Source organism: Streptomyces sp. ICC4, from assembly GCF_003287915.1.
Taxonomy (GTDB): domain Bacteria; phylum Actinomycetota; class Actinomycetes; order Streptomycetales; family Streptomycetaceae; genus Streptomyces; species Streptomyces tritrimontium.
Genome location: NZ_CP030286.1, coordinates 1,865,133 through 1,889,317, shown reverse-complemented (window position 1 = coordinate 1,889,317; position 24,185 = coordinate 1,865,133). Strand labels below are relative to the sequence as shown.

Here is a 24,185-nt window from a genome sequence, read left to right as displayed (position 1 = left end):
ACGTCCGGCCGGCGCCGGCTCAGAGCCGCGCCAGGGTCGCCTCCAGCAGCCGCACCACCGAGGCGTCGGCCACCGCCGCCACCTCTCCGTACGGGAACCAGCGCAGGTCCAGCGACTCCTCGCTGATCGCTTCGACCGCCTCGGCGGGCGCCAGCGCCGCGTACTGCACGTCCAGGTGCCAGTTGCACGGGGCCGGGATCGGGTGCCGGTCGAGCCGCACCGGGCCGCCGGGCAGCAGCGTCAGCCCCTGCGCGATGCCCGACTCCTCGACGGCCTCGCGCAGGGCGACCCCGGCGAGCGTGGTGTCACCGGGCTCGCAGTGCCCGCCCATCTGGAGCCACATCCCGAGCTTCTTGTGCAGGGTCAGCAGTACGCGGCCCCGCGCCGGGTCGATCACCAGCGCGCTCCCGGTGATGTGCCCGGCCTGACAGGGCTTGTAGACCCCGTCCGGATGCGCGGCCAGGTGGTCCAGGTACAGGTCGCGCAGCTCGGGCTGGTCCCCGTAGGACTTCAGGACCGCCGCCGCTTCGTCGTGCAGGCTCACTTCTTGTCTTCGCCGTCCTGCTCGTCGCCGTCCTGTTCGCGCTTCTGGGCGGCGGCCTCACCGAGCATCTTGTCGATCTCGGAGAAGTCGAGCTGCTCCCGGTGCACGAACCCGTCCGGATCGTCCAGGTCGGAGGCGGTCGGCAGCATGTCGGGGTGCTCCCACAGCCCGTCGCGCCCGTCCACGCCGCGCGCGTCGGTGAGCGAGGCCCACAGCCGCGAGGCGTCGCGCAGCCGGCGCGGCCGCAGTTCCAGCCCGATCAGCGTCGCGAAGGTCTGCTCCGCCGGGCCGCCGGAGGCGCGCCGCCGGCGCATGGTCTCGCGCATGGCGTCCGCCGAGGTCAGCCGGGGCTTGGCCGCCTCGTGCACGACCGCGTCCACCCAGCCCTCGACCAGCGCGAGCGCCGTCTCGAGGCGGGCCAGCGCGGCCTTCTGCTCCGGGGTGTCCTGCGGCTGGAACATGCCGCCCTGGAGGGCTTCCTGCAACTGCTCCGGGTTCGACGGGTCGAGCTGGCCGACCACGTCCTCCAGCTTGGAGGTGTCGACCTTGATGCCCCGCGCGTACCCCTCGACCGCGCCGAACAGGTGCGAGCGCAGCCACGGCACGTGGGCGAAGAGCCGCGCGTGGGCGGCCTCGCGCAGCGCCAGGTACAGCCGGACCTCGTCCGAGGAGACGCCCAGGTCCTTGCCGAAGCTCTCGATGTTCAGCGGCAGCAGCGCGGCCTTGCCGGCCGGCCCCAGCGGCAGCCCGATGTCGGTCGAGCCGACGACCTCGCCCGCGAGGGTGCCCACGGCCTGGCCGATCTGCTGGCCGAACATGGCCCCGCCCATGGAGCGCATCATGCCGAGCAGCGGGCCCGCCATGGCCTGCATCTCCTCGGGCAGCACGCCGCCCATGGCCGCGCCGACGCGCTCGGCGACCGGGTCCACGAGCTCCTTCCACACCGGGAGGGTCTGCTCGACCCACTCGGCGCGGCTCCACGCGACGGCCGTCGCGGCGCCCGACGGCAGCGAGGTGACGTCATCGAGCCAGTGGTCGGCCAGCCGCATGGCCTCCTCGACCGCGGACTTCTCGGCGATGCCCACGCTGGCGTCCTTGACGCCGTCCGAGGTGCCCTGGGCCACGGTCTGGCGGGCGATGTCCTTGGCCATGTCCCAGTTGACCGGCCCGCCCTCGTAGCTCAGCATTTGGCCGAGCTGCTGGAAGGCGGCGCCCAGGTCGTTCGGGTTCATCGAGCCGAACATCGCCGCGAACGGATTGTCGGCGCCCCCGGGCAGGCCGGCGCCTCCGGGCAGGCCCGTGCCGAACCCGAACGGGTCCGGGCCGCTCTGACCTCCCTGATTGCCCTTCTTCTTGCCTTCGTCGCCGCTTTCCGGCTCCTCCGGCGGAAGGCCGAATCCGAATGGGGTGTCGCTCACGGGTTTCCTCGGCTCGTAGGGCCGCCGGCGGGGGCCGGCGGGCAATGGTCGGACAACACCACCCAGCGTAGACACCAGACCCGCTTGCGGGCTCGGTGCTCCGTCGGCTCCCGGCCTGCGGCAGGATGGACATCACCTGGTAGGTACGCGTCACGGCGCGCCCCTACTGAAGACAACCGCTGGAGACGCCTGGTGAGTTCCCCGGATCCGCACGCTTTGGACAATCACGGCTCGGACGAGTACGGCCGAGGGTCGCACGAGGCCGAATCCCGTGCTGGGCACGGTGACGGCGCCCAGGGCGTTCGCCAGCCGCGTAACCCGGACGGTTCCTCGCGGCGCAGCCCCGTGATCGCCGTGACCGGAGCCGCGTCGGGCGTCGGCGCCGCACTGGTGAGCCGGCTGGCCGCGTCCGACGAGGTCAAGCAGGTCGTCGCGATCGACGAGCGGCGCGGGGACTGCGCGGCCGCGCAGTGGCACCTCCTGGACGTCCGGGACCCGGCGATCGCGGAGAAGCTGCGCGGCGCGGACGTCGTGGTGCACCTGGCGCTCGACCTCGACCTGGAGACGGACCCGGCGGCCCGTACGGCGTACAACGTGCGCGGGACCCAGACCGTGCTCACCGCCGCCGCGGCGGCCGGGGTGCACCGGGTCGTGCTCTGCACCTCGGCGATGGTCTACGGGGCCCTGCCGGACAACGACATCCCGCTCTCCGAGGACGCCGAGCTGCGGGCCACCGCCGAGGCGACCGGCGTGGGCGACCTGCTGGAGATCGAGCGGCTGGGCCGCCGGGCGCCGCGCGCCCACCCCGGCCTGAACGTCACCGTGGTCCGTCCGGCGGTGCTGGTCGGCGGCACGGACACCGCGCTGACCCGGTACTTCGAGTCCCCGCGCCTGCTGGTGGTGGCCGGGTCCCGCCCGACGTGGCAGTTCTGCCACGTGGAGGACCTGGTCAGCGCGCTGGAGTACGCGGCGCTGGAGAAGGTCGAGGGCGAGCTGGCCGTGGGCTGCGAGGGCTGGCTGGAGCAGGAGGAGGTCGAGGAGCTGAGCGGGATCCGCCGCATGGAGCTCCCGTCCGCCGTCGCCCTGGGCGCGGCCGCCCGGCTGCACCGGATCGGACTGACCCCGTCCCCGGCCGGGGACCTGGCGTACACGATGCACCCGTGGGTGGTCAGCGTCAGCGGGCTGCACGCGGCGGGCTGGCGGCCGCGCTGGACGAACGAGGAGGTGCTCGCGGAGCTCCTCCAGGAGGTCGCGGGCCGGCACACGGTCGCGGGCCGCCGGCTGGGGCGCAAGGACGCCACCGCGGCGGGTGCGGCCGGTGCGACGGTCGCGCTGCTGGGCGCCGCCGCCGCGATCCGCGCCGCCCGCAGGCGCCGGGGCATCTGACGGGGCCCGGGCCGACGCGGCCCGGGCCGGGCCCGGTCCTCCCGGGCGGCGGACCCGGTTCCTGTAGGAGGCTCCCAAGGGCGCGGGCGCGGCCCGGGTGAAACGGCTATTCCGCCGAGTCGGCGGTCTAGGGCACGATGGAAGGTATGGCACCGCACTTCGACCACCCCGGCGAGCAGGCCGCTCCGGACCCGATCCGGCTCCTCGCGATCCGTGACACCCCGCTCTCGATCGACGAGGTCTTCCAGGCCGTCGGCGACGATGCGACGGGCGGCACGACGCTCTTCGTCGGCACGGTGCGCAACCACGACAGCGGGGCGGACGTCGACCAGCTCGGCTACTCCTGCCACCCGTCGGCCGAGGCCGAGATGCGCCGCGTCGCCGAGCGCGTCGTGGCGAAGTACCCGGTCCGAGCCCTCGCCGCCGTCCACCGCGTCGGCGACCTCGCCGTCGGCGACCTCGCGGTCGTCGTGGCCGTCTCCTGCCCGCACCGCGGCGAGGCCTTCGAGGCCTGCCGGATGCTGATCGACGACCTCAAGCACGAGGTCCCGATCTGGAAGCACCAGACGTTCGCGGACGGCACGGAGGAGTGGGTCGGCGCCTGCTGACACCCACAGACCACCCTTTTTCCCCCATTCGGACGCGCAACACGCCCTCGATTTGCGTAACCCCCTCCCGGGTACCAGCGTTGAAGCCACCAGACACACGTACTTCGGGGTAGGGAGGCACGCCCATGGCGTCACTGGCGTGGTTGCTGATTCCGCTGTTCGCCGCGGTCGGAGCGGCGATATGGGGCAGCTGGGCGGCACGCGACCGTACCGCGGGCGACATATCCGAGCTCGCGGGCTACGCGAGATTCCGCGAGGCCATGGGCAGGGAAGAACAGACCCGGGCGAAGGCGGACGCGCACTCCGGCCCCGACGCCGTCTGAGGCGCCCGGCCCCGCCTGAGGCGCCCCGGCCCCGTACGGACCGGCCCCGCAGGCCGCCCGCCAGGGCCGTCCCGTACTGTCGATCCATGCCACGCCGCACTGCGACGATGCTCGCTTCCACCCTGCTGCTCTTCGCCCTGCTCTGCGCAGGGGTGTTCATGAGGGTCCCGTACTCCGAGATGAGTCCGGGCCCGACCGTGAACACGCTGGGGGACTCGCACGGCGAGCCCGTCCTGAACATCTCGGGGCACAAGACCTACCCGACGACGGGGCACCTGAACATGACGACGGTCCGCGTCACCGGCGCGGACTACGACATGAACCTGCTCGAGGCGGTCTACGGCTGGGCGGCCGGCGACAACATCGTCGTACCGCACGAGAACCTGTACCCGAACGGCAAGACCGACCGGGAGTCCACGCAGGAGAACGCCGAGGAGTTCAGCCAGTCGCAGGAGAGCGCGAAGGTGGCCGCCCTCCAGCAGGTCGGCATCCCGGTCTCCTCCCGCGTGGTCGTCGCCACCGTGGTCAAGGACAGCCCCTCCGAGGGCAAGCTGCACGCCGGCGACGTGATCAAGGCAGTGGACGGCACCCCGGTCAACGCCCCCGGCGACGTGGCCAAGCTCGTCACCAAGCACAAGGCCGGCGAGCCGGTCGAATTCACCGTCGTGCCCGCCGCCGAGGCCGCCGAGGCCGAGAAGGCCCACCGCGAGCCCACCGGCACGACGAAGGTCACGATCACCTCGGCCAAGGCCGAGGACGACGGCCACGCCATCGTCGGCATCCGGGCCGACACCGACCACACCTTCCCGTTCACGATCGACATCAAGCTCGCCGACGTGGGCGGCCCCAGCGCCGGCCTGATGTTCGCGCTCGGCATCGTCGACAAGCTCACCCCGGAGAACCTGACCGGCGGCAAGTTCATCGCCGGCACCGGCACCATCGACGACGCGGGCAAGGTCGGCCCGATCGGCGGCATCCAGATGAAGACCATCGGCGCCCGCCAGGCCGGGGCCCAGTACTTCCTGACGCCCGCCGAGAACTGCGCCTCCGCCGCGGCCGACGTGCCCGACGGGCTGACGCTGGTGAAGGTCTCCACCATCGACGACGCGGTCAAGGCACTGGAGAAGATCGGCAAGGGGGACGCGGCCGGACTGCCGCAGTGCACGAAGTCCTGACCGCGCCCCCGAGCTCCCGGGCCCCCGGCCCGGACGGGACCTAGTCGAGGAACGTCGCGGACAGTGCCTCCGCGAGCCCCGGAACCAGGGTCGCGCCGGTCAGCACGTCGTTCGCCGAGTCCTTCTCCCGCAGCCGTACGGCCGACTCCCGCGATCCGTCGCGCAGGACGCCCACGGTCAGCCGCACCTCCTGCCGGTCCGGGTGGGCGGCGACCCACTGGGCCAGCTGCTTGTCGCTGAGCCCCTCCGGTACGGCGGACTCCGCGGACGGCGGCAGCATCAGGCGCTCGACGGTCAGCGCGCAGCCGAGGATCGACGGGGGCCAGGCGATCGTTCCCAGGAACTTGTCCAGCGGGGTCCCGGCCGGCACCTCGTCCTGCTCGATCGGGGTGAGCTGGTTCTTGCCCGTGTCGTCCTGGTCGAGGCCGAGCTGGCGGGCGACTCCCGGCGCCTCCTTGCGCAGCTTGGCCGTGTCGACCAGGGCGAACAGCCGCGCGGGCTTGTCCCAGCCGAGGGTGGAGGCGTACTCGTCGATTTCGAGGACGGCACGGGTCAGCGGGCTTGCCGCCATAGGGGTGCCGGGGGACGGCGAAAGGTTGGACATGGACAACATCCTGCCTCCTTTCCACCGGATACCGGGAACTGACTAAAGCCTCAGTAAGTTGCATGAGTGGGCCCTACGATCGGGGGCCCATGCTTTGAAGAAATCTGAGCATCACTTACACACAGCGACTTTCGAGGTGCGCACCTTGGCTTTCCAGATGCCGGACCGCGGCGGAGGCCCCTCCGGGCCACGGATGAGAGTCGGCCGCCCGTCCCGGCGCGCCCGGACTCTTCTGATGACCTTGGGCGTCCTGGCCGTGCTGGCCATGGCGTTCATCATGTTCGCGGGCTTCTGGACCGACTGGCTCTGGTTCCGCTCCGTCAAGTACTCCACCGTCTTCACCACGACCCTGTGGACCAAGGTCGGCCTCTTCGCCGTCTTCGGCCTGCTGATGGCCGGTGCCGTCGGGCTGAACATCTGGCTGGCCTACCGGCTGCGCCCGCCGCTCAGCGCGATGTCGATGGAGCAGCAGAGCCTCGACCGCTACCGGATGAGCGTCGCGCCGTACCGCAAGTGGCTGCTCCTGGGCATCGCCGCGCTGGTCGGCCTGATCGCGGGCGCCTCGGCGGCGGGCCAGTGGAAGACCTGGCTGATGTATGTGAACGGGGTGCCCTTCGGCCAGAAGGACCCGCAGTTCAACCTGGACGTGTCGTTCTACACCTTCGACCTGCCCTGGTACCGCTTCCTGCTCGGCTTCGGCTTCGCCGCGGTCGTGCTCTCGGTGATCGCCGCCGCCGTCGTGCACTACCTCTACGGGGGACTGCGCGTCACCAGCCCGGGTGCGCGGGCCACCGCCGCGGCGACCGGCCACCTGTCGGTGCTGCTCGGTCTCTTCGTCACCCTCAAGGCGGTCGCGTACTGGCTCGACCGGTACGGCCTGGCCGTGAAGTCCAGTGACTTCAAGGCCGCGGACAACTGGACCGGCCTGCGCTACGTCGACGCCAACGCCTACCTGCCGGCCAAGACGATCCTCGTGGCCATCGCGGCGATCTGCGCGGTGCTGTTCTTCGCGACGCTGTGGCGGCGCACCTGGCAGCTCCCGGTGATCGGCTTCGGCCTGATGGTCCTCTCGGCGATCCTGATCGGCGGGCTGTACCCGGCGATCGTGCAGAAGTTCCAGGTCCAGCCGAACGAGCAGGCCAAGGAATCCCCGTACGTCGAGAAGAACATCAAGGCGACGCGCGACGCCTACGGGGTCGCCGGCTCGGACGTGACGGACTACGCCGGCGTCCCGGCCGAGGGGACCGACAAGGCCCAGCTGCGCAAGGCGGCCGACACGACCGCCAGCATCCGCATCCTGGACCCGAACATCGTCTCCCCGGCCTTCCAGCAGCTCCAGCAGGTCAAGGGCTACTACGCCTTCCCGTCGACGCTCGCCGTCGACCGGTACAGCGGCCAGGACACGGTCATCGGCCTGCGCGAGCTGAACATCGGCGGCATCCCGAAGAACAACTGGATCAACGACCACTTCAAGTACACCCACGGCTACGGCGTGGTCGCCGCCAAGGGCACCACGGTCGGAGACCAGGGCGCGCCGGACTTCACCCAGTCCGACCTGCCCTCCAAGGGCATGTTCGGCTCGGACTTCGAGCAGCGGGTCTACTACGGCGAGCAGACGAAGCAGTACTCGATCGTCGGCGGACCGCAGAAGGAGCTCGACTACTCGGACGACAAGGGCGAGAAGGAGACGAGCTACAAGGGCGACTCCGGCGTCAACCTCGACAACCCGGTCAACCGTGCCGCGTACGCGCTCGCCTTCAGCGAGCCGCAGATCATGTACTCCGGCGCCATCGGCGAGGGCTCGCGGATCCTGTACAACCGCACGCCCAAGGAGCGCGTCGAGGCCGTCGCCCCGTGGCTGACCATCGACGGCGCCCCGTACCCGGCGGTCATCGACGGCCGGATCAAGTGGATCGTCGACGCGTACACGACGACCAACGGCTACCCCTACGCCTCGCGCACCACGCTGGGCGAGAGCACCCACGACTCGCTGACGAACAACCAGCGCGCCGTGGTGGCCCAGGAGAACCAGGTCAACTACATCCGCAACTCGGTGAAGGCCACCGTCGACGCGTACGACGGCACGGTCGACCTGTACCAGTGGGACACCCAGGACCCGATCCTCAAGACGTGGATGAAGGCGTTCCCGGGCACGGTCAAGGCCAAGAGCGAGATCTCCAAGACGCTCATGGACCACATGCGCTACCCGCAGGACCTCTTCAAGGTCCAGCGCGAGCTGCTGACCCGCTACCACGTCACCGACCCGCAGACCTTCCTCAGCGGCAGTGAGGCCTGGGCCGTCCCGGACGACCCGACCGCGAAGCCGGGCACGGCGGTCCCGCCGTACTACCAGTCGATGAAGATGCCGGGGCAGAAGGAGAAGGACCAGGTCTTCTCGCTCACGACGACGTTCACGCCGAACGAGCGCGACAACCTGAGCGCCTTCATGGCGGTCAACGCCGATCCGGGCACCCCGGACTACGGCAAGATCAGAATCCTGAAGCTGCCGACCAGCAAGCCGGTCGACGGCCCCAAGCAGGTCCAGAGCAAGTTCCAGTCCGAGCCGAAGATCGCCGAGTCCATCCGCCTGCTGCGCGGTGGCGACTCCGAGGTCGAGTACGGGAACCTGCTCTCGGTCCCGCTCGACGGCGGAATGCTCTACGTGGAGCCGGTGTACGTGCGCAGCTCCGGGCTGAAGTACCCGCTGCTGCGCAAGGTGCTCGTGACCTACGGCGGTCAGACGGCCTTCGAGGACACCCTCGAGAAGGCGCTGAACGTGGTGTTCGGGTCCGAGACGGCGACCCCGCCGACCAACCCGACGACCCCGCCGGGCGACGGCACCACCACCCCGCCGACCAGCCAGGACCCGACGGTCAAGGCGGCCCTCTCGGACGCGCAGAAGGCGGTCGAGGATGCCGACAAGGCGCTGAAGGCCGGCGACTGGGCGGCGTACGGAAAGGCCCAGGGTGACCTGCAGGCCGCGCTGAAGCGGGCCATCGAAGCCGAGGCGAAGCTGCAGGCGGCCAAGCCTGCGGGCTGACGGTAATGGCTCCACCCCGCGTCGTGATACTGTGGTTTCACCGACGCGGGGTGGAGCAGCTCGGTAGCTCGCTGGGCTCATAACCCAGAGGTCGCAGGTTCAAATCCTGTCCCCGCTACTGAAAACGAAGGCCCGGATCCGATGGATCCGGGCCTTCGTCATGTCCGGTGCGATGTGTGTTCTTCACCGACGCGGTCACTGGGGTGGGTGAGTTGGGGTGCGAACGTGTTTGACTTGTCTCTCTGTGGGCATGTCGACAAAACGCTGTAGTGACCTCACTGGCTGCGACATACCAGGTGTACGCGGGTAGCAGGTGATGCGACGATGGGATTTATGGGGGACAGGTCAACTCTGCTGGAGACAGGGCGGTTTGTGAGGGCGGAGGCCGAATCGGGTACCGAGGCCGATGGGGCGGCTCAGGCTGTTGACGTGCGGACCGCGATGACCACGCGGGAAGCGCGGGAGACGACGGCCGTGGACCCCGTGCGGCCTGTTCCGGCCACACGCGCCGCGCGGACGCCCCGGACCCCGCAGACGGCACAGGACGACGCGGTCTTCGACGACGAGGTGTTCACCCTGGCCGACGCGGCCAGCGACGCCGAGCTCGAGGCCCGCCACCGGGTGGCCGCCGACAAGGGGGACCCGGGCGCCATGAGCGTGCTCGGCGCGCTCCTGCTGCGCCGCGGCGACCTCGCCGGAGCCGAGCCGTACCTGCGCGGGGCGACGGGGGAGGGCGACCGCGCCGCCGCCAACAACCTCGGCGTGCTCCTGCACCAGCGCGGCTACCCCGAAGAGGCCGCCGGCTGGTGGCGCGTGGCCGCCGTGGCCGGGTCCGCTCCCGCCGCGCACGCCCTGGGCCGCCACTACCGCGAGCGCGGCGACGAGCCCGCGGCCGAGTACTGGATGCGCCAGGCGGCGGAATCCGGCCACGCGCTGGGTGCGTACGGGCTCGCGGACCTGCTCGAGCACCGCGGGGACAAGGGCGTCGAGCGCTGGTTCCGTGCCGCCGCCGAACAGGGGCACCGCGAGGCCGCCTACCGGCTGGCACGGCACCTGCGCAAGGGGGACCCCGCCGAGGCCGAGCAGTGGTACCGGCAGGCCGCCGCGCGCGGGCACCGGCGCGCCGCCCTGCACCTGGGCACGCTGCTGGAGGCGCGCGGGGAGCTGAAGGAGGCCGGGCGCTGGTACCTGACCTCCGCCAAGCAGGGCGAGCCGCGGGCGGCGTGCGCGCTCGGCTTCCTGCTGCGCGACGCCGGCGACGAGGAGAACGCGGCCACGTGGTGGCTGCGGGCGGCCCAGGACGGTGACGGCAACGCGGCGAACGCGCTGGGCGCGCTGCACGCCGCGCGGGGCGAGACCCAGACCGCGGAGAAGTGGTACCGGGCCGCGATGGACGCCGGCGACCAGAACGGGGCGTACAACCTCGCGCTGCTGTGCGCCGCGCAGGAGCGGACCGCGCAGGCCGAGCAGTGGTACCGGCGCGCCGCGTACGCGGGGCACCGCGAGGCGGCCAACGCGCTGGCCATCCTGCTGCTGCAGGGCGGGGACGCGGCGGGTGCCGAGCCGTGGTTCTCCAAGGCGGCCGAAGCCGGCAGCGTGGACGCGGCCTTCAACCTCGGGATCCTGTTCGCCAGCCGCGACGAGGACCGCACCGCGCTGAAGTGGTACGAGCGGGCCGCGTCCGCCGGACACACCGACGCGGCGCTCCAGGTCGGCATCGCGCTGGTCCGGGACGGCGAGGAGCGGGCCGCCGAGCGCCACCTGCGGTGCGCGGCGGGCGGCGGCAGTGCGGAGGCGGCCTTCCGGCTGGCCTCCCTGCTGGAGTCGCTGGCCCCGCCGCCGGAGCCGGTGGCACTGGGCGAGCCGGTGGGCGGCGCGCCCAAGACCGAGGGCGAGGAGTGGTACGAGCGGGCGGCCGAGCTGGGGCACCGGCGGGCGCAGGTGCGCATCGGCATGCTCGCCGCCGCGCGGGGCGAGCTGGGGCTCGCCGCGCGGTGGTACCGCGAGGCGGCGGAGGCGGGCTCGCGCAACGGGGCCTTCAACCTCGGGCTGTTGCTCGCGCGCGAGGGCAACGAGCCGGAGGCGGCGCTGTGGTGGACGCGGGCGGCGGTGGCCGGTCACGGCCGGGCGGCGCTGCGGCTCGGACTGCTCGCCGCCCGCCAGGGTGACCTGGCGGAGGGGCAGAAGTGGTGCGTGCGCGCGATGGAGCTGGGTCCGGCGGAGGTCTCGCAGCGCGCGGCCCGGCTGCGCGAGGCGCTGGCCGAGGAGCTCTCGGCCTGACCCGGCCCCCGGGCCGGGCCGCCCCGCGGCCCTCTCGGGGCGGCCCGCGACCCGGCCTGTTAACCGATTTGCATCTGCTCGCCGCGCTCGCGTAGAGTCAGGTTTACCGACGCGGGGTGGAGCAGCTCGGTAGCTCGCTGGGCTCATAACCCAGAGGTCGCAGGTTCAAATCCTGTCCCCGCTACTGAAGGCTTGAAGGCCCGGATCCATTGGATCCGGGCCTTCAGTCGTTTCCGGACGCCAAGACAGCGAAGAAAAGGGGGCGGGGGCTCATCGAGCCCCCGCCCCCTTTCGCCGTCCTTCCGGCCCGTTACGCGCCGGCGCAGTTCGGGCACACCCCGCGGTACGTCACCTCGACCGCCGACACCGTGAAGCCGAAGCGCTCCGTGTCGGGCAGGTCGGCCAGCGGGTTGCCCGCCGGGTGGACGTCGCGGATCGCGCCGCACCGGGCGCACACCAGGTGCTGGTGCGGCCGGTGGGCGTTCGGGTCGTAGCGCTTGGCGCGCCGGTCCGTGGACACCTCCAGGACCTCGCCGAGGGTGACGAGCTCGCCCAGGGTGTTGTAGACGGTCGCGCGCGAGATCTCCGGCAGCCTGGCCACGGCGCGCGAGTGCACCTCGTCGGCCGTCAGGTGAACGTGGTCACCGTCGAGCACCTCGGCCACGACGCGCCGCTGTGCGGTCATGCGCCATCCGCGTCCGCGAAGTCGTTCCAGCAGGTCACTCATGGACGTCAGCCTAACAGCGAGGGGATTCGGTGTAACTCCCGAATCAGTGCGGACTTGGATGCTTACTTGACTTAGACAAAGTCCATCGTAGGATCAGATACGGCGAAGGCCAAGGACAGGACATGCAGGAATGACGCAGGAGGCGCACGTGACGCAGCAGGGACCGCTCACCACGGAGGCCGGGGCACCGGTTGCCGACAACCAGAACAGCGAGACGGCCGGCATCGGCGGTCCCGTTCTGGTCCAGGACCAGCTGCTGCTCGAGAAGCTCGCGCACTTCAACCGCGAGCGCATCCCGGAGCGCGTGGTGCACGCCCGCGGCGCCGGCGCGTACGGCACCTTCACGCTGACCCGCGACGTCTCGCAGTGGACCCGTGCGAAGTTCCTGTCCGAGGTCGGCAAGGAGACCGAGACCTTCCTGCGCTTCTCCACCGTCGCGGGCAACCTCGGCTCGGCCGACGCCGTGCGCGACCCCCGCGGCTGGGCGCTGAAGTTCTACACCGAAGAGGGCAACTACGACCTCGTCGGCAACAACACCCCGGTGTTCTTCATCAAGGACGCCATCAAGTTCCCGGACTTCATCCACACCCAGAAGCGCGACCCGTACACCGGCTCGCAGGAGGCGGACAACGTCTGGGACTTCTGGGGTCTGTCGCCCGAGTCCACCCACCAGGTGACCTGGCTGTTCGGTGACCGCGGCATCCCGGCGACCTACCGCCACATGAACGGCTACGGCTCGCACACGTTCCAGTGGAACAACGAGGCCGGCGAGGTCTTCTGGGTCAAGTACCACTTCAAGACCGACCAGGGCATCAAGAACCTCACCCAGGCCGAGGCCAACCAGCTCGCCGGTGAGGACCCCGACTCGCACCAGCGCGACCTGCGCGAGTCGATCGAGCGCGGCGACTTCCCGTCCTGGACCGTGCAGGTCCAGATCATGCCGGCGGCCGAGGCGGCCGAGTACCGCTTCAACCCGTTCGACCTCACCAAGGTGTGGCCGCACGAGGACTACCCGCCGATCGAGATCGGCAAGCTGGAGCTCAACCGCAACCCGGAGAACGTCTTCGCCGAGGTCGAGCAGTCGATCTTCTCCCCGGCGCACTTCGTCCCCGGCATCGGTCCGTCCCCGGACAAGATGCTCCAGGGCCGTCTCTTCGGCTACGGCGACGCCCACCGCTACCGCGTCGGCATCAACGCCGACCACCTGCCGGTGAACCGCCCCCACGCCACCGAGGCGCGCACCAACTCCCGTGACGGACACCTGTACGACGGCCGCCACAAGGGTGCGAAGAACTACGAGCCGAACAGCTTCGGCGGCCCGCACCAGACGGACCGCCCGCTGTGGGTCTCCACCCCGGTGACGGGCGGCACGGGCAACCACGCCGCTCCGGTGCACAGCGAGGACACCGACTTCGTCCAGGCGGGCAACCTCTACCGCCTGTACTCGGAGGACGAGAAGTCCCGTCTGGTCGAGAACCTGTCCGGCTTCATCGCCAAGGTCTCGCGCGACGACATCGTCGAGCGCGCGATCGACAACTTCCGCCAGGCGGACGGCGACTTCGGCAAGCGTCTGGAAGCCGCGGTCCAGGCCCTTCGCGGCTGAACCCCTCTTCGCGGCTAGACCGCCGCCGCTCTCGCGGAGGTGGTTGCCCGCCATGGGGGCATCTCGATTGATGGTTGCTCGCCGAATGAGGAGGGCCGGATTCCCGTCCAGGGGATCCGGCCCTCCTCGCTGTTCAGCCGGCCAGCTGGGCCGTGCGCCGTCGACTCGGAGCCCAGCAGCGGATGACGTCGCGGACGGAGACGATGCCCACGGGGCCGCCGTCCTCCAGCACGATCAGGTGCCGGAAGCCGCCGTGGGCCATCGCCTCGGCGGCTTCCTGCACGGTGGCGTCCGGGGTGCAGAAGACCACGTTGTTGGTGGTGTGGGCGCCCACGGACTCGTGGTCGGGGTCGTGTCCGGCCCCGACCGAGTTGAGGATGTCGCGCTCGGTCAGAATGCCGATCCCGCTGTGCTCGGGATCGAGGACGACCGCCGCGCCGACGCGCCGGCCGGACATCAGGCAGGCCGCCTGACGCAGGGTGTGTGTGGGTCCGAGGGTGAGGATCACGGTGCTCATGGCGTCACGGACGAGCATGAAGAGAGCCACCTCCTGTGGGTCCCTCCGCTCGGGTGGGGTGCGCCGTGAAGGACCGGACTTAGAGAAGTCCTTCACAAGCGCACAAGCGGAGGAGTCCCAGATTCCCATGAACACGGAGTGCCAACAAGGAGGCGTGCAAGGGGGCGCGCCGGGCACCTCCTCGCGCGCCCGTCAGGTGCGCGGGCGCAGCAGGTCCAGCATCCGCTCGTGCAGCAGCCCGTTCGAGGCCGCCGCGTTCCCGCCGTGTACGCCGTCCGCCCCGTCCAGGTCGGTGAAGCGGCCGCCGGCCTCCTCCACCACGACCGCCAGGGCCGCCATGTCCCACAGGTTCAGCTCCGGCTCGGCGCACAGGTCGAGCGAGCCCTCGGCGACCATCATGTACGGCCAGAAGTCGCCGTAGCCCCGGGTGCGCCAGCACGCGCGGGTCAGGTCCAGGAAGCCGGGCAGCCGCCCCTGCTCCTCCCAGCCGCTCAGCGAGGAGTAGGCGAAGGAGGCGTCGGCCAGATCGGCGACCTTGGACACCCCGAGCGCGGTGGTCTCGCCGAGCGCGCCGCCCGCGTACGCGCCCTGGCCGCGCGCCGCCCACCAGCGGCGGCCCAGCGCCGGGGCGGACACCACGCCGACGACGGGCCGGAAGACCCCGGCCGGGTCCTCGGGGTCCGCCTCCATCAGGGAGATCAGCGTGGCCCAGACCGGCACGCCGCGCACGTAGTTCTTCGTCCCGTCGATCGGGTCCACGACCCAGCGGCGCGGGCCGTCGCCCTTGAGGCCGTACTCCTCGCCCAGGATCGCGTCGGCGGGCCGCGCGGCGGCGATCCCGGCCCGGACGATCTCCTCGGTGGCGGTGTCGGCCTCGCTCACCGGGGTCATGTCGGGCTTCGTCTCGACCTTCAGGTCGAGGGCGCGGAACCGCTCCATCGTGGCGGCGTCCGCCGCGTCGGCGAGTTCGAGGGCAAGGCGCAGGTCATCGTCATACTCGGGCATGGCCGAACCCTACCGAGAGGGCCGGGGAGCGCGCGTGCGGCGTCCACGGTGCGGCCCGCGCACCCTTGACAGGACCTGGCGGTCCGTCAACTCTGACGGTGACGTCAATGGGGGAGGCGACGGTGCGGACGGCCCGGGAGTCCTTGCTGGAAGCGGCGGGAGCGGCCCTCGCGGCGCGCCCCTGGCCGGCGGTGCGGATGGTCGACGTGGCGGCCGCCGCCGGGGTGTCGCGCCAGACCCTCTACAACGAGTTCGCCGGCAAGGCGGGCCTGGGCCACGCCCTGGTCCGGCGCGACGCCGCCTGGTACCTCGACGGGGTGGACCGGGTGCTCGGCTCCCCGGACGGCCCCGCCGAGCGGCTGCTGGCCGTCGCGGAATGGACCGTCAGCGCGGCCGGCGCGCGCCCCCTGGTACGGGCCCTGCTGACGGGGTGCTGGAACGGGAACTTACCCGTGCCGGCCGGTCGGGGTCTGCGGCCGGGACTGCCCGCGCTGGGCCCCGCCGAACTGGTCCGCGCGGTGCGCGAACGGGCCGCCGCGGCCTTCGCCCCGGGAGAGGGGGCGCACCGGTGCGAGCTGGCCGTACGACTCGCGGTGTCCTACCTGATCGCCCCGGGCGGCCCGCCGGGACCCGGCTCCGGCGAACTGCTGCGGCTGCTGAACGGGTCGGGCCTCAGTGCGACGAACCCGACAGCTGCAGCCCGATGACGCCGAGGATGACCAGCGAGATCGAGACGAGTTTGAGCGTGGAGACCAGGTCGCCGAGGAAGACCATCCCGTAGATGGCGGTCCCGGCGGCCCCGATGCCCGTCCACACCGCGTAGGCCGGGCCCACGTCCAGCTTCTTCAGGGCCAGCGTCAGCAGACCGAAGCTGCCGAGCGCGAAGCACGCGAAGGCGATGGTCGGCCACAGCCGGGTGAAGCCGTGCGACAGCTTGAGGCAGACCGCGAAGCCCGTTTCCAGGATTCCGGCGACCACGACCAACAGCCACGCCATGGCGCATGCCTCCCCGCGTCACGTGGTGCGCTCCCGGCATCAGCCGTCGCACCACTTGGTGCGATTATGCATTTACCAGGCACCCCGTACGGCAAACCCCGCCGGGCCGTAAGGCGTCGATCAGTCGCCCTCGCGCCGCTCCCGCGTCTGGAGCAGCCGGCGCAGCGAGTACAGCCGTGCGGGATCCGCGTGGCCGTCCTCCACCCACTTGTCGAGCGCGCAGTCCGGCTCGTCGTGGCTGCACGCGCGCGGGCACCCCTCCGTCCCCGGCACCAGCTCCGGGAAGGCCAGGATCACCCGGGACGGGTCCACGTGGTGCAGGCCGAAGGAGCGCACGCCCGGGGTGTCGATGACCCAGCCGTCGCCGCCCGGCAGCGGCAGCGCGAGCGCCGAGGTGGTGGTGTGCCGGCCGCGGCCGGTCACCGCGTTGACCACGCCGGTGGCGCGCTGGCGGCCCTCGGCGACCAGCGAGTTCACCAGGGTGGTCTTGCCGACGCCGGAGTGGCCGACGAAGGCGGTGATCCGGCCGTTGAGGAACTCGCGCACCCGGTCGGCCGCGTCGCCCGCCGCCAGCTCCTCGCGGTTGGTCACCACGTACTTCAGCCCGAAGGTCGAGTAGATCTCCAGGATCTTGTCCGCGGAGGTCAGATCGGACTTGGTGAGCACCAGCAGCGGCTCCAGCCCGGCGTCGTACGCGGCCACCAGGCAGCGGTCGATCATCCGGGGCCGCGGCTCCGGGTCGGCCAGCGCCGTCACGATCGCCAGCTGGTCGGCGTTGGCGACGACGACGCGCTCGTACGGGTCGTCGTCGTCGGCGGTGCGCCGCAGGACGGACTTGCGCTCCTCGATCCGCACGATGCGGGCGAGGGTGTCCTTCTTGCCGGACAGGTCACCGACGATCCAGACCCGGTCGCCGACCACGGCCGCCTTGCGGCCCAGCTCACGGGCCTTCATGGCGTGCACCGCCCGGTCCTCGACCAGGCAGGTGAGCCGGCCCCGGTCCACGGTCAGGACGAATCCCTCGGCCGCGTCCTCGTGCTTGGGACGGATGGTCGTACGCGGCCGGTTGCCCTTGGGGTTGGGCCGCTGGCGGATGTCGTCCTCGTCGGTGTTCTTCCCGTACCTGCGCATGGCGGGCCCTACGCTCCCGTTCCCAGCGGCGGATGGCCGAGCATGTCCGACCACATCTTCGGGAAGCCCGGCAGCGTCTTCGCGGTCGTCGCCACGTTCTCGACGAGCACGCCCTCGACGGCCAGGCCGATCACCGCGCCGGCGGTGGCCATCCGGTGGTCGTCGTACGTGTGGAAGGTGCCGCCGTGCAGCGGGCGCGGCCGGATCCGCAGACCGTCCTCGGTCTCCGTGACGTCACCGCCCAGGGCGTTGATCTCCTTGGTGAGCGCCGCCAGCCGGTCCGTCTCGTGCAGCCGCAGGTGCTGGACGCCGCGCAGCACGGACTCCGAGTCGGCCAGCGCCGCGACCGCCGCGATGCCCGGGGTGAGCTCGCCGACCTCGCCCAGGTCCACGTCGATGCCGTGGATCTTGCCGGTGCCGGTGAAGACCAGGCCCGCGTCGGTCAGCTCGCAGGAGCCGCCCATCTCCGTGAAGATCCGGCGCAGCGCATCACCGGGCTGGGTGGTGCGGCGAGGCCAGTCCGGGATGGTCACCGTGCCGCCCGTGATCATGGCCGCCGCCAGGAACGGCTGGGCGTTGGACAGGTCCGGCTCCACGACCAGGTCGCGGCCGAGCAGGGCGCCGGGGGCGACCCGCCAGACGTTCTTCTCGCCGCCCGCCTCCGGGGTGTCGACCTGGGCGCCCGCCGCGCGCAGCATCTCCACCGTCATCCGGATGTGCGGCATCGACGGCAGGTTGGTGCCCACGTGCCGGACCTCGACGCCCTGGTTGAAGCGCGGGGCGGAGAGCAGCAGCGCGGAGACGAACTGCGAGGAGTTGGTCGCGTCGATCTCGACGGTGCCGCCCTCCAGCGCCCCGCCGCCCTGGACGGTCAGCGGCAGCGCGCCGCGGCCGTCGTCGTCGATGCGGGCGCCGAGGGTGCGCAGCGCCGTGATGACCTGGCCGAGGGGGCGCTCGTAGGAGCGCGGGTCGCCGTCGAAGCGGATGTCGCCGGAGGCGAGGGTGGCGACGGGCGGCAGGAAGCGCATGACCGTGCCGGCGTTGCCGACGTCGACGGTGGCCGGGCCGTGCAGCGCGGCCGGGATGATCCGCCAGGCCTCGCCGCTCTCGCCCGCCCCGGCGGAGCTGGAGGAGACGGTCTCCTCGATGCCGACGCCGAGCGCGCGCAGCGCGTCGGACATCAGCTGGGAGTCGCGCGAGCGCAGCGGGCGGCGCACCCAGCCCGGCTCGGAGGCGAGCGCCGCGAGCACGAGGGCGCGGTTGGTGACCGACTTCGACCCGGGCACGGTGACCGTGGCCTGGACGGCGGATTCGGCGAGCGGTGCGGGCCAGAGAGCGGGAAGAGCGGGGGTCGCGGTCATGGCCACCACTTTAATGGCTTCCCGGCGCCGCAGATCTTGATCGCGGTGGGCGTCTCGGCGGGCGGACGGGCCCGGCAAGATCCGAAAGAGACGGCCTAGGCTAGAGGGCGAGCAGCCAGCGGCCGCCGCCGACGAGCGAGCACAGCGCGACGACGTGGAAGAGCAGCAGCCACACGACCGGGTGCACATGGGTGAGCCGCCCCAGCTGGTCCGCGTCCGAGTCGGGCGCTCCGCCGTGCCGGCGCTTCGCCCCCAGCTCGAAGACCGGCCGGACCCCGCCCAGCAGCAGGAACCACACCACGGCGTAGGCGAAGACCGCCTGGACGTCGGCCGTGGCCAGCCAGGAGACCAGGACGAAGGTGGCGCCCGTCAGGACCACCGTCAGCAGCCCGTAGGCGTTGCGGATCATCACCAGCACCGCCAGCAGCAGGGCGGTCGCCACCCACAGCAGCAGCGTGATCCGGTGCGCGGAGAGCAGGGCCGCCCCGCCGAGGCCGAGCAGCGAGGGCGCCGTGTACCCGGCGGCGGCGGTGAGGATCATCCCGAGGCCGGTCGGCTTGCCCCGGCTGACGGTGACCCCGCTGGTGTCCGAGTGCAGCCGGATCCCGTCCAGGCTGCGGCCCGTCAGCAGCGCCAGCAGCCCGTGCCCGCCCTCGTGCGCGATGGTGATCGCGTTGCGCGACAGCCGCCACAGCGGGCGCGGGCCCACGGCGGCCAGCGCGGCCAGGCCCGTCGCGATCACCAGCCACAGGTCGGGAGTCGCCTGTATGCCGGTGAGCCGGTCCCACAGGCCGGCCGTGGTGCTCGTGTCCATGAGGTGGCGGACTCCTTGCGGTGGTGGTCGGGTGCCATGGCAGTGTGGCAGCCATGTGCGGAAGGTATGCGGCGAGTCGCAAGCCCGAGGATCTGGTGGAGGTCTTCGGCGTGGAGCGGTGGGAGTCCGAGGAGACCCTGGACCCCGACTGGAACGTGGCTCCGACGAAAGAGGTCCACGTCATCCTCGACCGTCCACTGAAGGACGCTCCGAGCCCGCGTCCGGTTCGCCAGCTCAGGGTCCTGAGATGGGGACTCGTCCCGTCCTGGGCGCAGAATCCCGACGGCGCCGCCCGGATGATCAACGCCCGGTCCGAGACCATCGCCGAGAAGCCGTCCTTCCGCCGCCCCTTCGCGCAGCGCCGCTGCATCATCCCGGCCGACGGCTACTACGAGTGGGTCACCGCCCACGACGAGCGGCAGCTGGAGGTGGAGGGGAAGAAGAAGCGGGCCCGCAAGCAGCCCTACTTCGTCCGCCCCTGCGACGGCTCCGTCTTCGCCATGGCCGGGATCTACGAGTTCTGGCGCGACCGGACCCTGCCCGACGAGCACCCGCTCGCCTGGTGGGCCACCTGCTCGGTGATCACCCTGGAGGCCGAGACCGGACCGCTGGGCGCCGCCCCGGCCGACGGCCCGCGCTCGCTCTCCGAGATCCACCCCCGGATGCCGCTGATGCTCACCCCGGACCGCTGGGACGCCTGGCTGGACCCGGCGCGGACCGACCCCGACGAGCTCCAGGGACTGCTCGCCCCGCCGCCGGGCGGGCTGCTGCGCGCCCACCCGGTGTCCACGGCCGTGAGCAACGTGCGCAACAACGGGCCCGAGATGCTCGAAGAACTGGCCGCGCCGGAGGAGAGCACGCTCTTCTGACCGCCCCCGGACCGGCATGATCGGGGGATGACCACGCGTACCGAGAGCGTCGACACCCCGGCGGGCGAGGCCCGCATCACCTGGCACCCGGCCCGGGGCCGCGGGGCGCGCCTCGTGCTCGCCCTCGGCCACGGCGCCGGCGGCGGGATCGAGGCCCGGGACCTCGTGGCCCTGGCCGCCGCCCTGCCCGCCCACGGGGTCACCGTGGCGCTGGTCGAACAGCCGTGGCGGGTCGCGGGCAAGAAGGTCGCCGCCGCGCCCAAGGTGCTCGACGAGGGCTGGCGCGCCCTGTGGCCCGCGCTCGCGGCGCCGGGAGCGCCCGTCGTCGCGGGCGGGCGCAGCGCCGGGGCCCGGGTGGCCTGCCGGACCGCAGCCGGGCTGGGCGCGGCCGGGGTGCTGGCCCTGGCCTTCCCGCTGCACCCTCCGGGCCGGCCCGAGAAGTCCCGGGCCGAGGAGCTGCTGGGCGCCGGGCTGCCGACGCTCGTCGTGCAGGGCGGCCGCGACCCCTTCGGGCGGCCCGGCGAGTTTCCGGCGGCGGCCGGGCGCGAAGCCCCGTACGAGCTGGTGGAGGTGGCCTTCGGCGACCACGGCTTCGCCGTGCCGAAGAAGGCGGACCTGACCCAGGACGAGGCCCTGGAGGTGATCACCGGGGCGGTGGCCGGGTGGCTCGGCCGGCTTCCCGTGTGAGCCCGGACGCCCGTTCGGCCCCGAACCCGCCGCCGCCGGGGAATGCCGTGCCCCGCCCTTCTGTTGTCCCGGATGTCGGTACATACGGGAGCACGTCGTGAGGAGAGCGAGCGCATGACGCAGGTCATCAGCCAGAACCGTCCGCAGGCCGCTGACCTGGACTGGACAGTGCTGCCCGCACCGGGGCGCGGGACGCTTCGGGCGGCGGCCGACCGGGATGGTCGACTATTCTCCGATTCGAGCGGGTCCGCTTTCGGAGCCGCCACGCAGTCGGAGGAGGTGGGTCCTGTCGCCGGGACCGACGAAGGCCACGCGGAGGAGACGACCCCGGAGCGCAACGCGCGCTTCGAGAGGGACGCCCTCGGCTACCTCGACCAGATGTACTCGGCCGCCCTGCGCATGACGCGCAATCCGGCCGACGCCGAGGACCTGGTCCAGGAGACGTACGCGAAGGCGTACGCGTCGTTCCACCAGTTCCGCGAGGGCACCAACCTCAAGGCGTGGCTGTACCGCATTCTGACCAACACCTTCATCAACTCCTACCGCAAGAAGCAGCGCGAGCCCCAGCGCAGCGCGGCGGAGGAGATCGAGGACTGGCAGCTGGCGCGCGCCGAGTCGCACATGTCGACCGGGCTGCGTTCCGCCGAGTCGCAGGCGCTCGACCACCTGCCCGATTCGGATGTGAAGGAAGCCCTGCAGGCCATTCCGGAAGAGTTCCGCATCGCGGTCTATCTTGCCGACGTAGAGGGCTTTGCGTACAAGGAGATCGCGGACATCATGGGTACACCCATCGGTACGGTCATGTCGCGACTGCACCGTGGCCGCCGTCAACTCCGCGGAATGCTGGAGGACTATGCCCGTGAGCGCGGGCTCGTCCCCGCCGGCGCGGGAGAGTCGAACGACCTGAAAGGCTCGGGCTCATGAGCTGCGGAGATGCGCACGAGACGGAGTGCTCCGAGGTCCTGGACCACCTATACGAGTTCCTGGACCAGGAGATGCCCGACAGCGACTGCACGAAGTTCGAGGCGCACTTCGGCGAGTGCAATCCCTGTCTTGAGAAGTACGGCCTGGAACAGGCCGTGAAGAAGCTGGTCAAGCGCTGCTGCGGATCGGACGACGTACCGACCGACCTGCGCTCGAAGGTGATGGGACGGATCGAACTGATCCGTTCGGGTCAGGCCGTTCCGGACCACGACGTCACCGCCTCGCCGGTGGTCGCCGAACCGCTGCCGGGATCAGCGAAGGGCTGAATTCGGCCGCGTACGCCGATGGGGCCGATCAAGTAGTCGCTGATTGAACCATCTCGAACAGCCGCCCCCGGAAGGGCACTTCCTTCACTCGAAGGTGGTAATCCGGGGGCGTCCGCATGGTGCAATGCGAAAATGTGGCCCAGCTCGCTCCCGGCCCCACTTATTCTCCCCATTCGGTACTGGTTTGATTCGGTACCTGGCTTGCACGGCTCAGGGGGAGGAGAGCGCCATGCGGGTACTTCCGTCGGCGGCGCGCGCCTACATCCTGTGCGCCGTCCTCGCCGCCTGCGCCTGCATCGCCCCGGCCCTCGTCGATCCCGCCACCCCGTGGCCCTCCGCGGGCCTGCTCGCCGTGCTCTACCTCGGCTGTGAACTCGTCAAGGTCTGCCCGCTCATGGGCCGCCGGGTGCCCGAGGGGCTCGGCTCCTTCTTCCCCGTGGTGCTGGCCGCCGTGTTCCTGCTGCCGCCCGCCGCGGCCGCCCTCGTCGCGCTGCCCGGCGCCTTCGCCGGGACGGTGGTGCAGCGGCCCGCCCGGGTGCGGCGCGTCTGGCACGCGGCGCAGCAGGCGATAGCCGCCTGGACCGCCGGCCGGCTCTACGGGCTGCTGGGCGGTCCGACGGCGCTGGGCGCGGGCTCCTCCGGCGGTGCCGGGCCGCCGGGTCCGGGCGCCCCCGGTCCCGCGGCCTGGGTCGCCGACTTCCCCTACGCGATGCTCCCCGCGGCGGCCGCCGCCGTCGCCTTCTGCCTGGTGCTCACCGCCCTCGACGGCGGCGTCCTGGCCACCGCCGAACGCCGGCCCGCCGCCACGGCCTGGCACGGTCTGCTGACCCGGTCCCTCGCCCCGCACTGCGTGCACGGCCTCGCCGGGCTGATGATGGCCGTGATGTGGCGCAGCCCGTACGGACTGCCGGCCGCACTCCTCGTCCTGCTGCCGATGTACATCTCCTGCTGGGTCTTCGCCCAGTACCACCGCGAGCGCGCCGCCCACCAGGCCACCATCCGGGCACTGGTCCAGGCCGTCGACATCAAGGACCGCTACACGCGCGGCCACAGCGAGCGCGTCGGCCAGGCCTCCGCGATGATCGCCCGCGAGCTGGGCATGGCCGAGGACCGCCTCGAAGTCGTCCGCATCGCCGGGATCCTGCACGACGTGGGCAAGCTGGGCGTGCCGACCCGACTGCTGCGCAAGGACGGACCGCTGACCCCGGAGGAACGCCGGATCATCGAACTGCACCCCGAGTACGGGCACGAGATGGTGCGCGGCATCGGCTTCCTGGGCGAGGCCCGGGCCGCGATCCTGCACCACCACGAGCGGGTGGACGGCTCCGGCTACCCGTACGGGCTGACCGGTGAGCAGATCCCGGTGCTGGCCCGGGTGGTGGCGGTGGCCGACGCCTTCGACGCGATGACCTCGACCCGGTCCTACAGCCGGGCCCGCCCGGTCCCGGTGGCGCTGGCCGAGCTCGAACGGTGCGCGGGGGCGCAGTTCGACCCGGACATGGTGCGGGCGCTGGTCGAGGCCATCGGCCGGCAGGGCTGGCACCCGACGGTGACCTCCGACGAGGACCTCCAGGTGATCCCCTCGGGGGCCCCGGCCGACAAGGCGGCCCCGGCCGACAAGGCGGCCCCGGCCGACAAGGCGGCCCCGGCCGACAACGCGGCCCCGGACGCCCGGAGCGGGCCGGACGCCCGGAGCGCCCCGGACGCCCGGAGCGCCCCGGACGGCAAGGGTGCCCCGGTGCTCGCCGGACTGCCCGCCCAGGCGGGCCGGCCCGCGGAGAGCGGCGCCGCGCCCCAGACCGGCCGCGACGCCGACGGCGCCGGCGCGGCGGGGGCGGGCACGTGAG

General features: G+C 71.9%; 23 protein-coding genes and 2 tRNA genes. 15 read left to right on the top strand and 10 right to left on the bottom strand.

The genetic code is table 11. From position 1 onward, the window contains the following. Nucleotides 1-19: 19 nt before the first annotated feature. Together DRB89_RS08595 and DRB89_RS08590 are read right to left on the bottom strand one after the other, a co-directional pair. Nucleotides 20-544: an NUDIX hydrolase gene (locus tag DRB89_RS08595; RefSeq protein ID WP_112447767.1), complete on the bottom strand. Its 525-nt coding sequence runs from the start codon at nt 542-544 to the stop codon at nt 20-22. Continuing rightward, entirely contained in the window at nt 541-1,962 is a 1,422-nt protein-coding gene (locus tag DRB89_RS08590; RefSeq protein WP_112447768.1) for a zinc-dependent metalloprotease, read from the bottom strand. The genes DRB89_RS08595 and DRB89_RS08590 overlap by 4 nt, the downstream gene beginning before the upstream one ends. A gap of 216 nt (nt 1,963-2,178) precedes the next feature. Here DRB89_RS08590 and DRB89_RS08585 point away from each other — a divergent pair, with 216 nt between their 5' ends. From DRB89_RS08585 to DRB89_RS08570, 4 genes are all read left to right on the top strand, one after another. Beyond that, nucleotides 2,179-3,348 carry an SDR family oxidoreductase gene (locus DRB89_RS08585; RefSeq protein ID WP_112447769.1) on the top strand — a complete coding sequence of 390 codons (1,170 nt, stop codon included), beginning with the start codon at nt 2,179-2,181 and terminating at the stop codon, nt 3,346-3,348. A 146-nt stretch (nt 3,349-3,494) separates the two neighbouring features. Beyond that, a complete protein-coding gene (locus tag DRB89_RS08580) occupies nt 3,495-3,956 on the top strand; it encodes a molybdenum cofactor biosynthesis protein MoaE (RefSeq protein WP_112447770.1) in 462 nt (153 codons plus the stop codon). 125 nt (nt 3,957-4,081) lie between these two features. Then, entirely contained in the window at nt 4,082-4,279 is a 198-nt protein-coding gene (locus DRB89_RS08575; RefSeq protein ID WP_112447771.1) for a hypothetical protein, read from the top strand. An 86-nt stretch (nt 4,280-4,365) separates the two neighbouring features. After that, the gene (locus DRB89_RS08570) at nt 4,366-5,454 is read left to right on the top strand and encodes a PDZ domain-containing protein (RefSeq protein WP_112447772.1); all 1,089 of its coding nucleotides are present in this window, start codon (nt 4,366-4,368) and stop codon (nt 5,452-5,454) included. Between the two features lie 40 nt (nt 5,455-5,494). On the opposite strand, the gene DRB89_RS08565 is transcribed toward DRB89_RS08570, so the two are convergent. Further along, the gene (locus DRB89_RS08565; RefSeq protein ID WP_204357676.1) at nt 5,495-6,067 is read right to left on the bottom strand and encodes a PPA1309 family protein; all 573 of its coding nucleotides are present in this window, start codon (nt 6,065-6,067) and stop codon (nt 5,495-5,497) included. Between the two features lie 148 nt (nt 6,068-6,215). On the opposite strand from DRB89_RS08565, the gene DRB89_RS08560 reads away from it, so the two are divergent. From DRB89_RS08560 to DRB89_RS08545, 4 genes are all read left to right on the top strand, one after another. Further along, nucleotides 6,216-9,098, top strand: coding sequence for a UPF0182 family protein (locus DRB89_RS08560; protein WP_239516759.1), 2,883 nt, complete (start codon nt 6,216-6,218; stop codon nt 9,096-9,098). Between the two features lie 44 nt (nt 9,099-9,142). Next, a tRNA-Met gene (locus DRB89_RS08555) sits at nt 9,143-9,216 on the top strand. Between the two features lie 206 nt (nt 9,217-9,422). Next, complete coding sequence (locus DRB89_RS08550) at nt 9,423-11,378, top strand: tetratricopeptide repeat protein (RefSeq protein ID WP_112447775.1); 1,956 nt, start codon at nt 9,423-9,425, stop codon at nt 11,376-11,378. Between the two features lie 110 nt (nt 11,379-11,488). Then, nucleotides 11,489-11,562: transfer RNA gene (locus DRB89_RS08545), tRNA-Met, on the top strand. 126 nt (nt 11,563-11,688) lie between these two features. Here DRB89_RS08545 and DRB89_RS08540 read toward each other — a convergent pair. Continuing rightward, on the bottom strand, nt 11,689-12,105 hold the full coding sequence (locus DRB89_RS08540; protein WP_112447776.1) for a Fur family transcriptional regulator: 417 nt from the start codon (nt 12,103-12,105) through the stop codon (nt 11,689-11,691). 130 nt (nt 12,106-12,235) lie between these two features. On the opposite strand from DRB89_RS08540, the gene DRB89_RS08535 reads away from it, so the two are divergent. Next, complete coding sequence (locus DRB89_RS08535) at nt 12,236-13,708, top strand: catalase (protein WP_112447777.1); 1,473 nt, start codon at nt 12,236-12,238, stop codon at nt 13,706-13,708. A gap of 133 nt (nt 13,709-13,841) precedes the next feature. Here DRB89_RS08535 and DRB89_RS08530 read toward each other — a convergent pair whose 3' ends face one another. Next, on the bottom strand, nt 13,842-14,243 hold the full coding sequence (locus DRB89_RS08530) for a CBS domain-containing protein (RefSeq protein WP_112447778.1): 402 nt from the start codon (nt 14,241-14,243) through the stop codon (nt 13,842-13,844). Nucleotides 14,244-14,417: 174 nt separating this feature from the next. Beyond that, nucleotides 14,418-15,230 carry a histidinol-phosphatase gene (hisN, locus tag DRB89_RS08525; RefSeq protein WP_112447779.1) on the bottom strand — a complete coding sequence of 271 codons (813 nt, stop codon included), beginning with the start codon at nt 15,228-15,230 and terminating at the stop codon, nt 14,418-14,420. A 107-nt stretch (nt 15,231-15,337) separates the two neighbouring features. Between hisN and DRB89_RS08520 the strand changes: the two genes are divergently transcribed. Continuing rightward, nucleotides 15,338-15,937: a TetR/AcrR family transcriptional regulator gene (locus DRB89_RS08520; RefSeq protein WP_239516058.1), complete on the top strand. Its 600-nt coding sequence runs from the start codon at nt 15,338-15,340 to the stop codon at nt 15,935-15,937. Here DRB89_RS08520 and DRB89_RS08515 read toward each other — a convergent pair. From DRB89_RS08515 to DRB89_RS08500, 4 genes are all read right to left on the bottom strand, one after another. Continuing rightward, on the bottom strand, nt 15,903-16,226 hold the full coding sequence (locus DRB89_RS08515) for a multidrug efflux SMR transporter (protein ID WP_112447780.1): 324 nt from the start codon (nt 16,224-16,226) through the stop codon (nt 15,903-15,905). The genes DRB89_RS08520 and DRB89_RS08515 overlap by 35 nt on opposite strands. 120 nt (nt 16,227-16,346) lie before the next feature. Next, nucleotides 16,347-17,357 (bottom strand): ribosome small subunit-dependent GTPase A, encoded by a 1,011-nt coding sequence (gene rsgA / locus DRB89_RS08510; RefSeq protein WP_112447781.1) that lies wholly within the window; start codon nt 17,355-17,357, stop codon nt 16,347-16,349. Between the two features lie 8 nt (nt 17,358-17,365). Continuing rightward, nucleotides 17,366-18,718: a 3-phosphoshikimate 1-carboxyvinyltransferase gene (gene aroA, locus DRB89_RS08505; RefSeq protein WP_112453283.1), complete on the bottom strand. Its 1,353-nt coding sequence runs from the start codon at nt 18,716-18,718 to the stop codon at nt 17,366-17,368. A 100-nt stretch (nt 18,719-18,818) separates the two neighbouring features. Then, nucleotides 18,819-19,532, bottom strand: a complete 714-nt coding sequence (locus DRB89_RS08500; RefSeq protein ID WP_112447782.1) for a M50 family metallopeptidase — start codon at nt 19,530-19,532, stop codon at nt 18,819-18,821. Nucleotides 19,533-19,585: 53 nt separating this feature from the next. On the opposite strand from DRB89_RS08500, the gene DRB89_RS08495 reads away from it, so the two are divergent. The 5 genes from DRB89_RS08495 to DRB89_RS08475 all read left to right on the top strand — a co-directional run bounded on the left by DRB89_RS08495 (nt 19,586) and on the right by DRB89_RS08475 (nt 24,184). Next, nucleotides 19,586-20,401, top strand: coding sequence for an SOS response-associated peptidase (locus DRB89_RS08495; RefSeq protein WP_112447783.1), 816 nt, complete (start codon nt 19,586-19,588; stop codon nt 20,399-20,401). 27 nt (nt 20,402-20,428) lie between these two features. Then, nucleotides 20,429-21,088, top strand: coding sequence for an alpha/beta family hydrolase (locus DRB89_RS08490; protein ID WP_112447784.1), 660 nt, complete (start codon nt 20,429-20,431; stop codon nt 21,086-21,088). A 279-nt stretch (nt 21,089-21,367) separates the two neighbouring features. Further along, entirely contained in the window at nt 21,368-22,012 is a 645-nt protein-coding gene (locus DRB89_RS08485; RefSeq protein ID WP_008741505.1) for a sigma-70 family RNA polymerase sigma factor, read from the top strand. After that, entirely contained in the window at nt 22,009-22,338 is a 330-nt protein-coding gene (rsrA, locus tag DRB89_RS08480) for a mycothiol system anti-sigma-R factor (RefSeq protein WP_112447786.1), read from the top strand. Before DRB89_RS08485 ends, rsrA begins: the two co-directional genes overlap by 4 nt. A 229-nt stretch (nt 22,339-22,567) precedes the next feature. Beyond that, nucleotides 22,568-24,184: an HD-GYP domain-containing protein gene (locus DRB89_RS08475; protein WP_112447787.1), complete on the top strand. Its 1,617-nt coding sequence runs from the start codon at nt 22,568-22,570 to the stop codon at nt 24,182-24,184. Nucleotide 24,185: the final 1 nt, after the last annotated feature.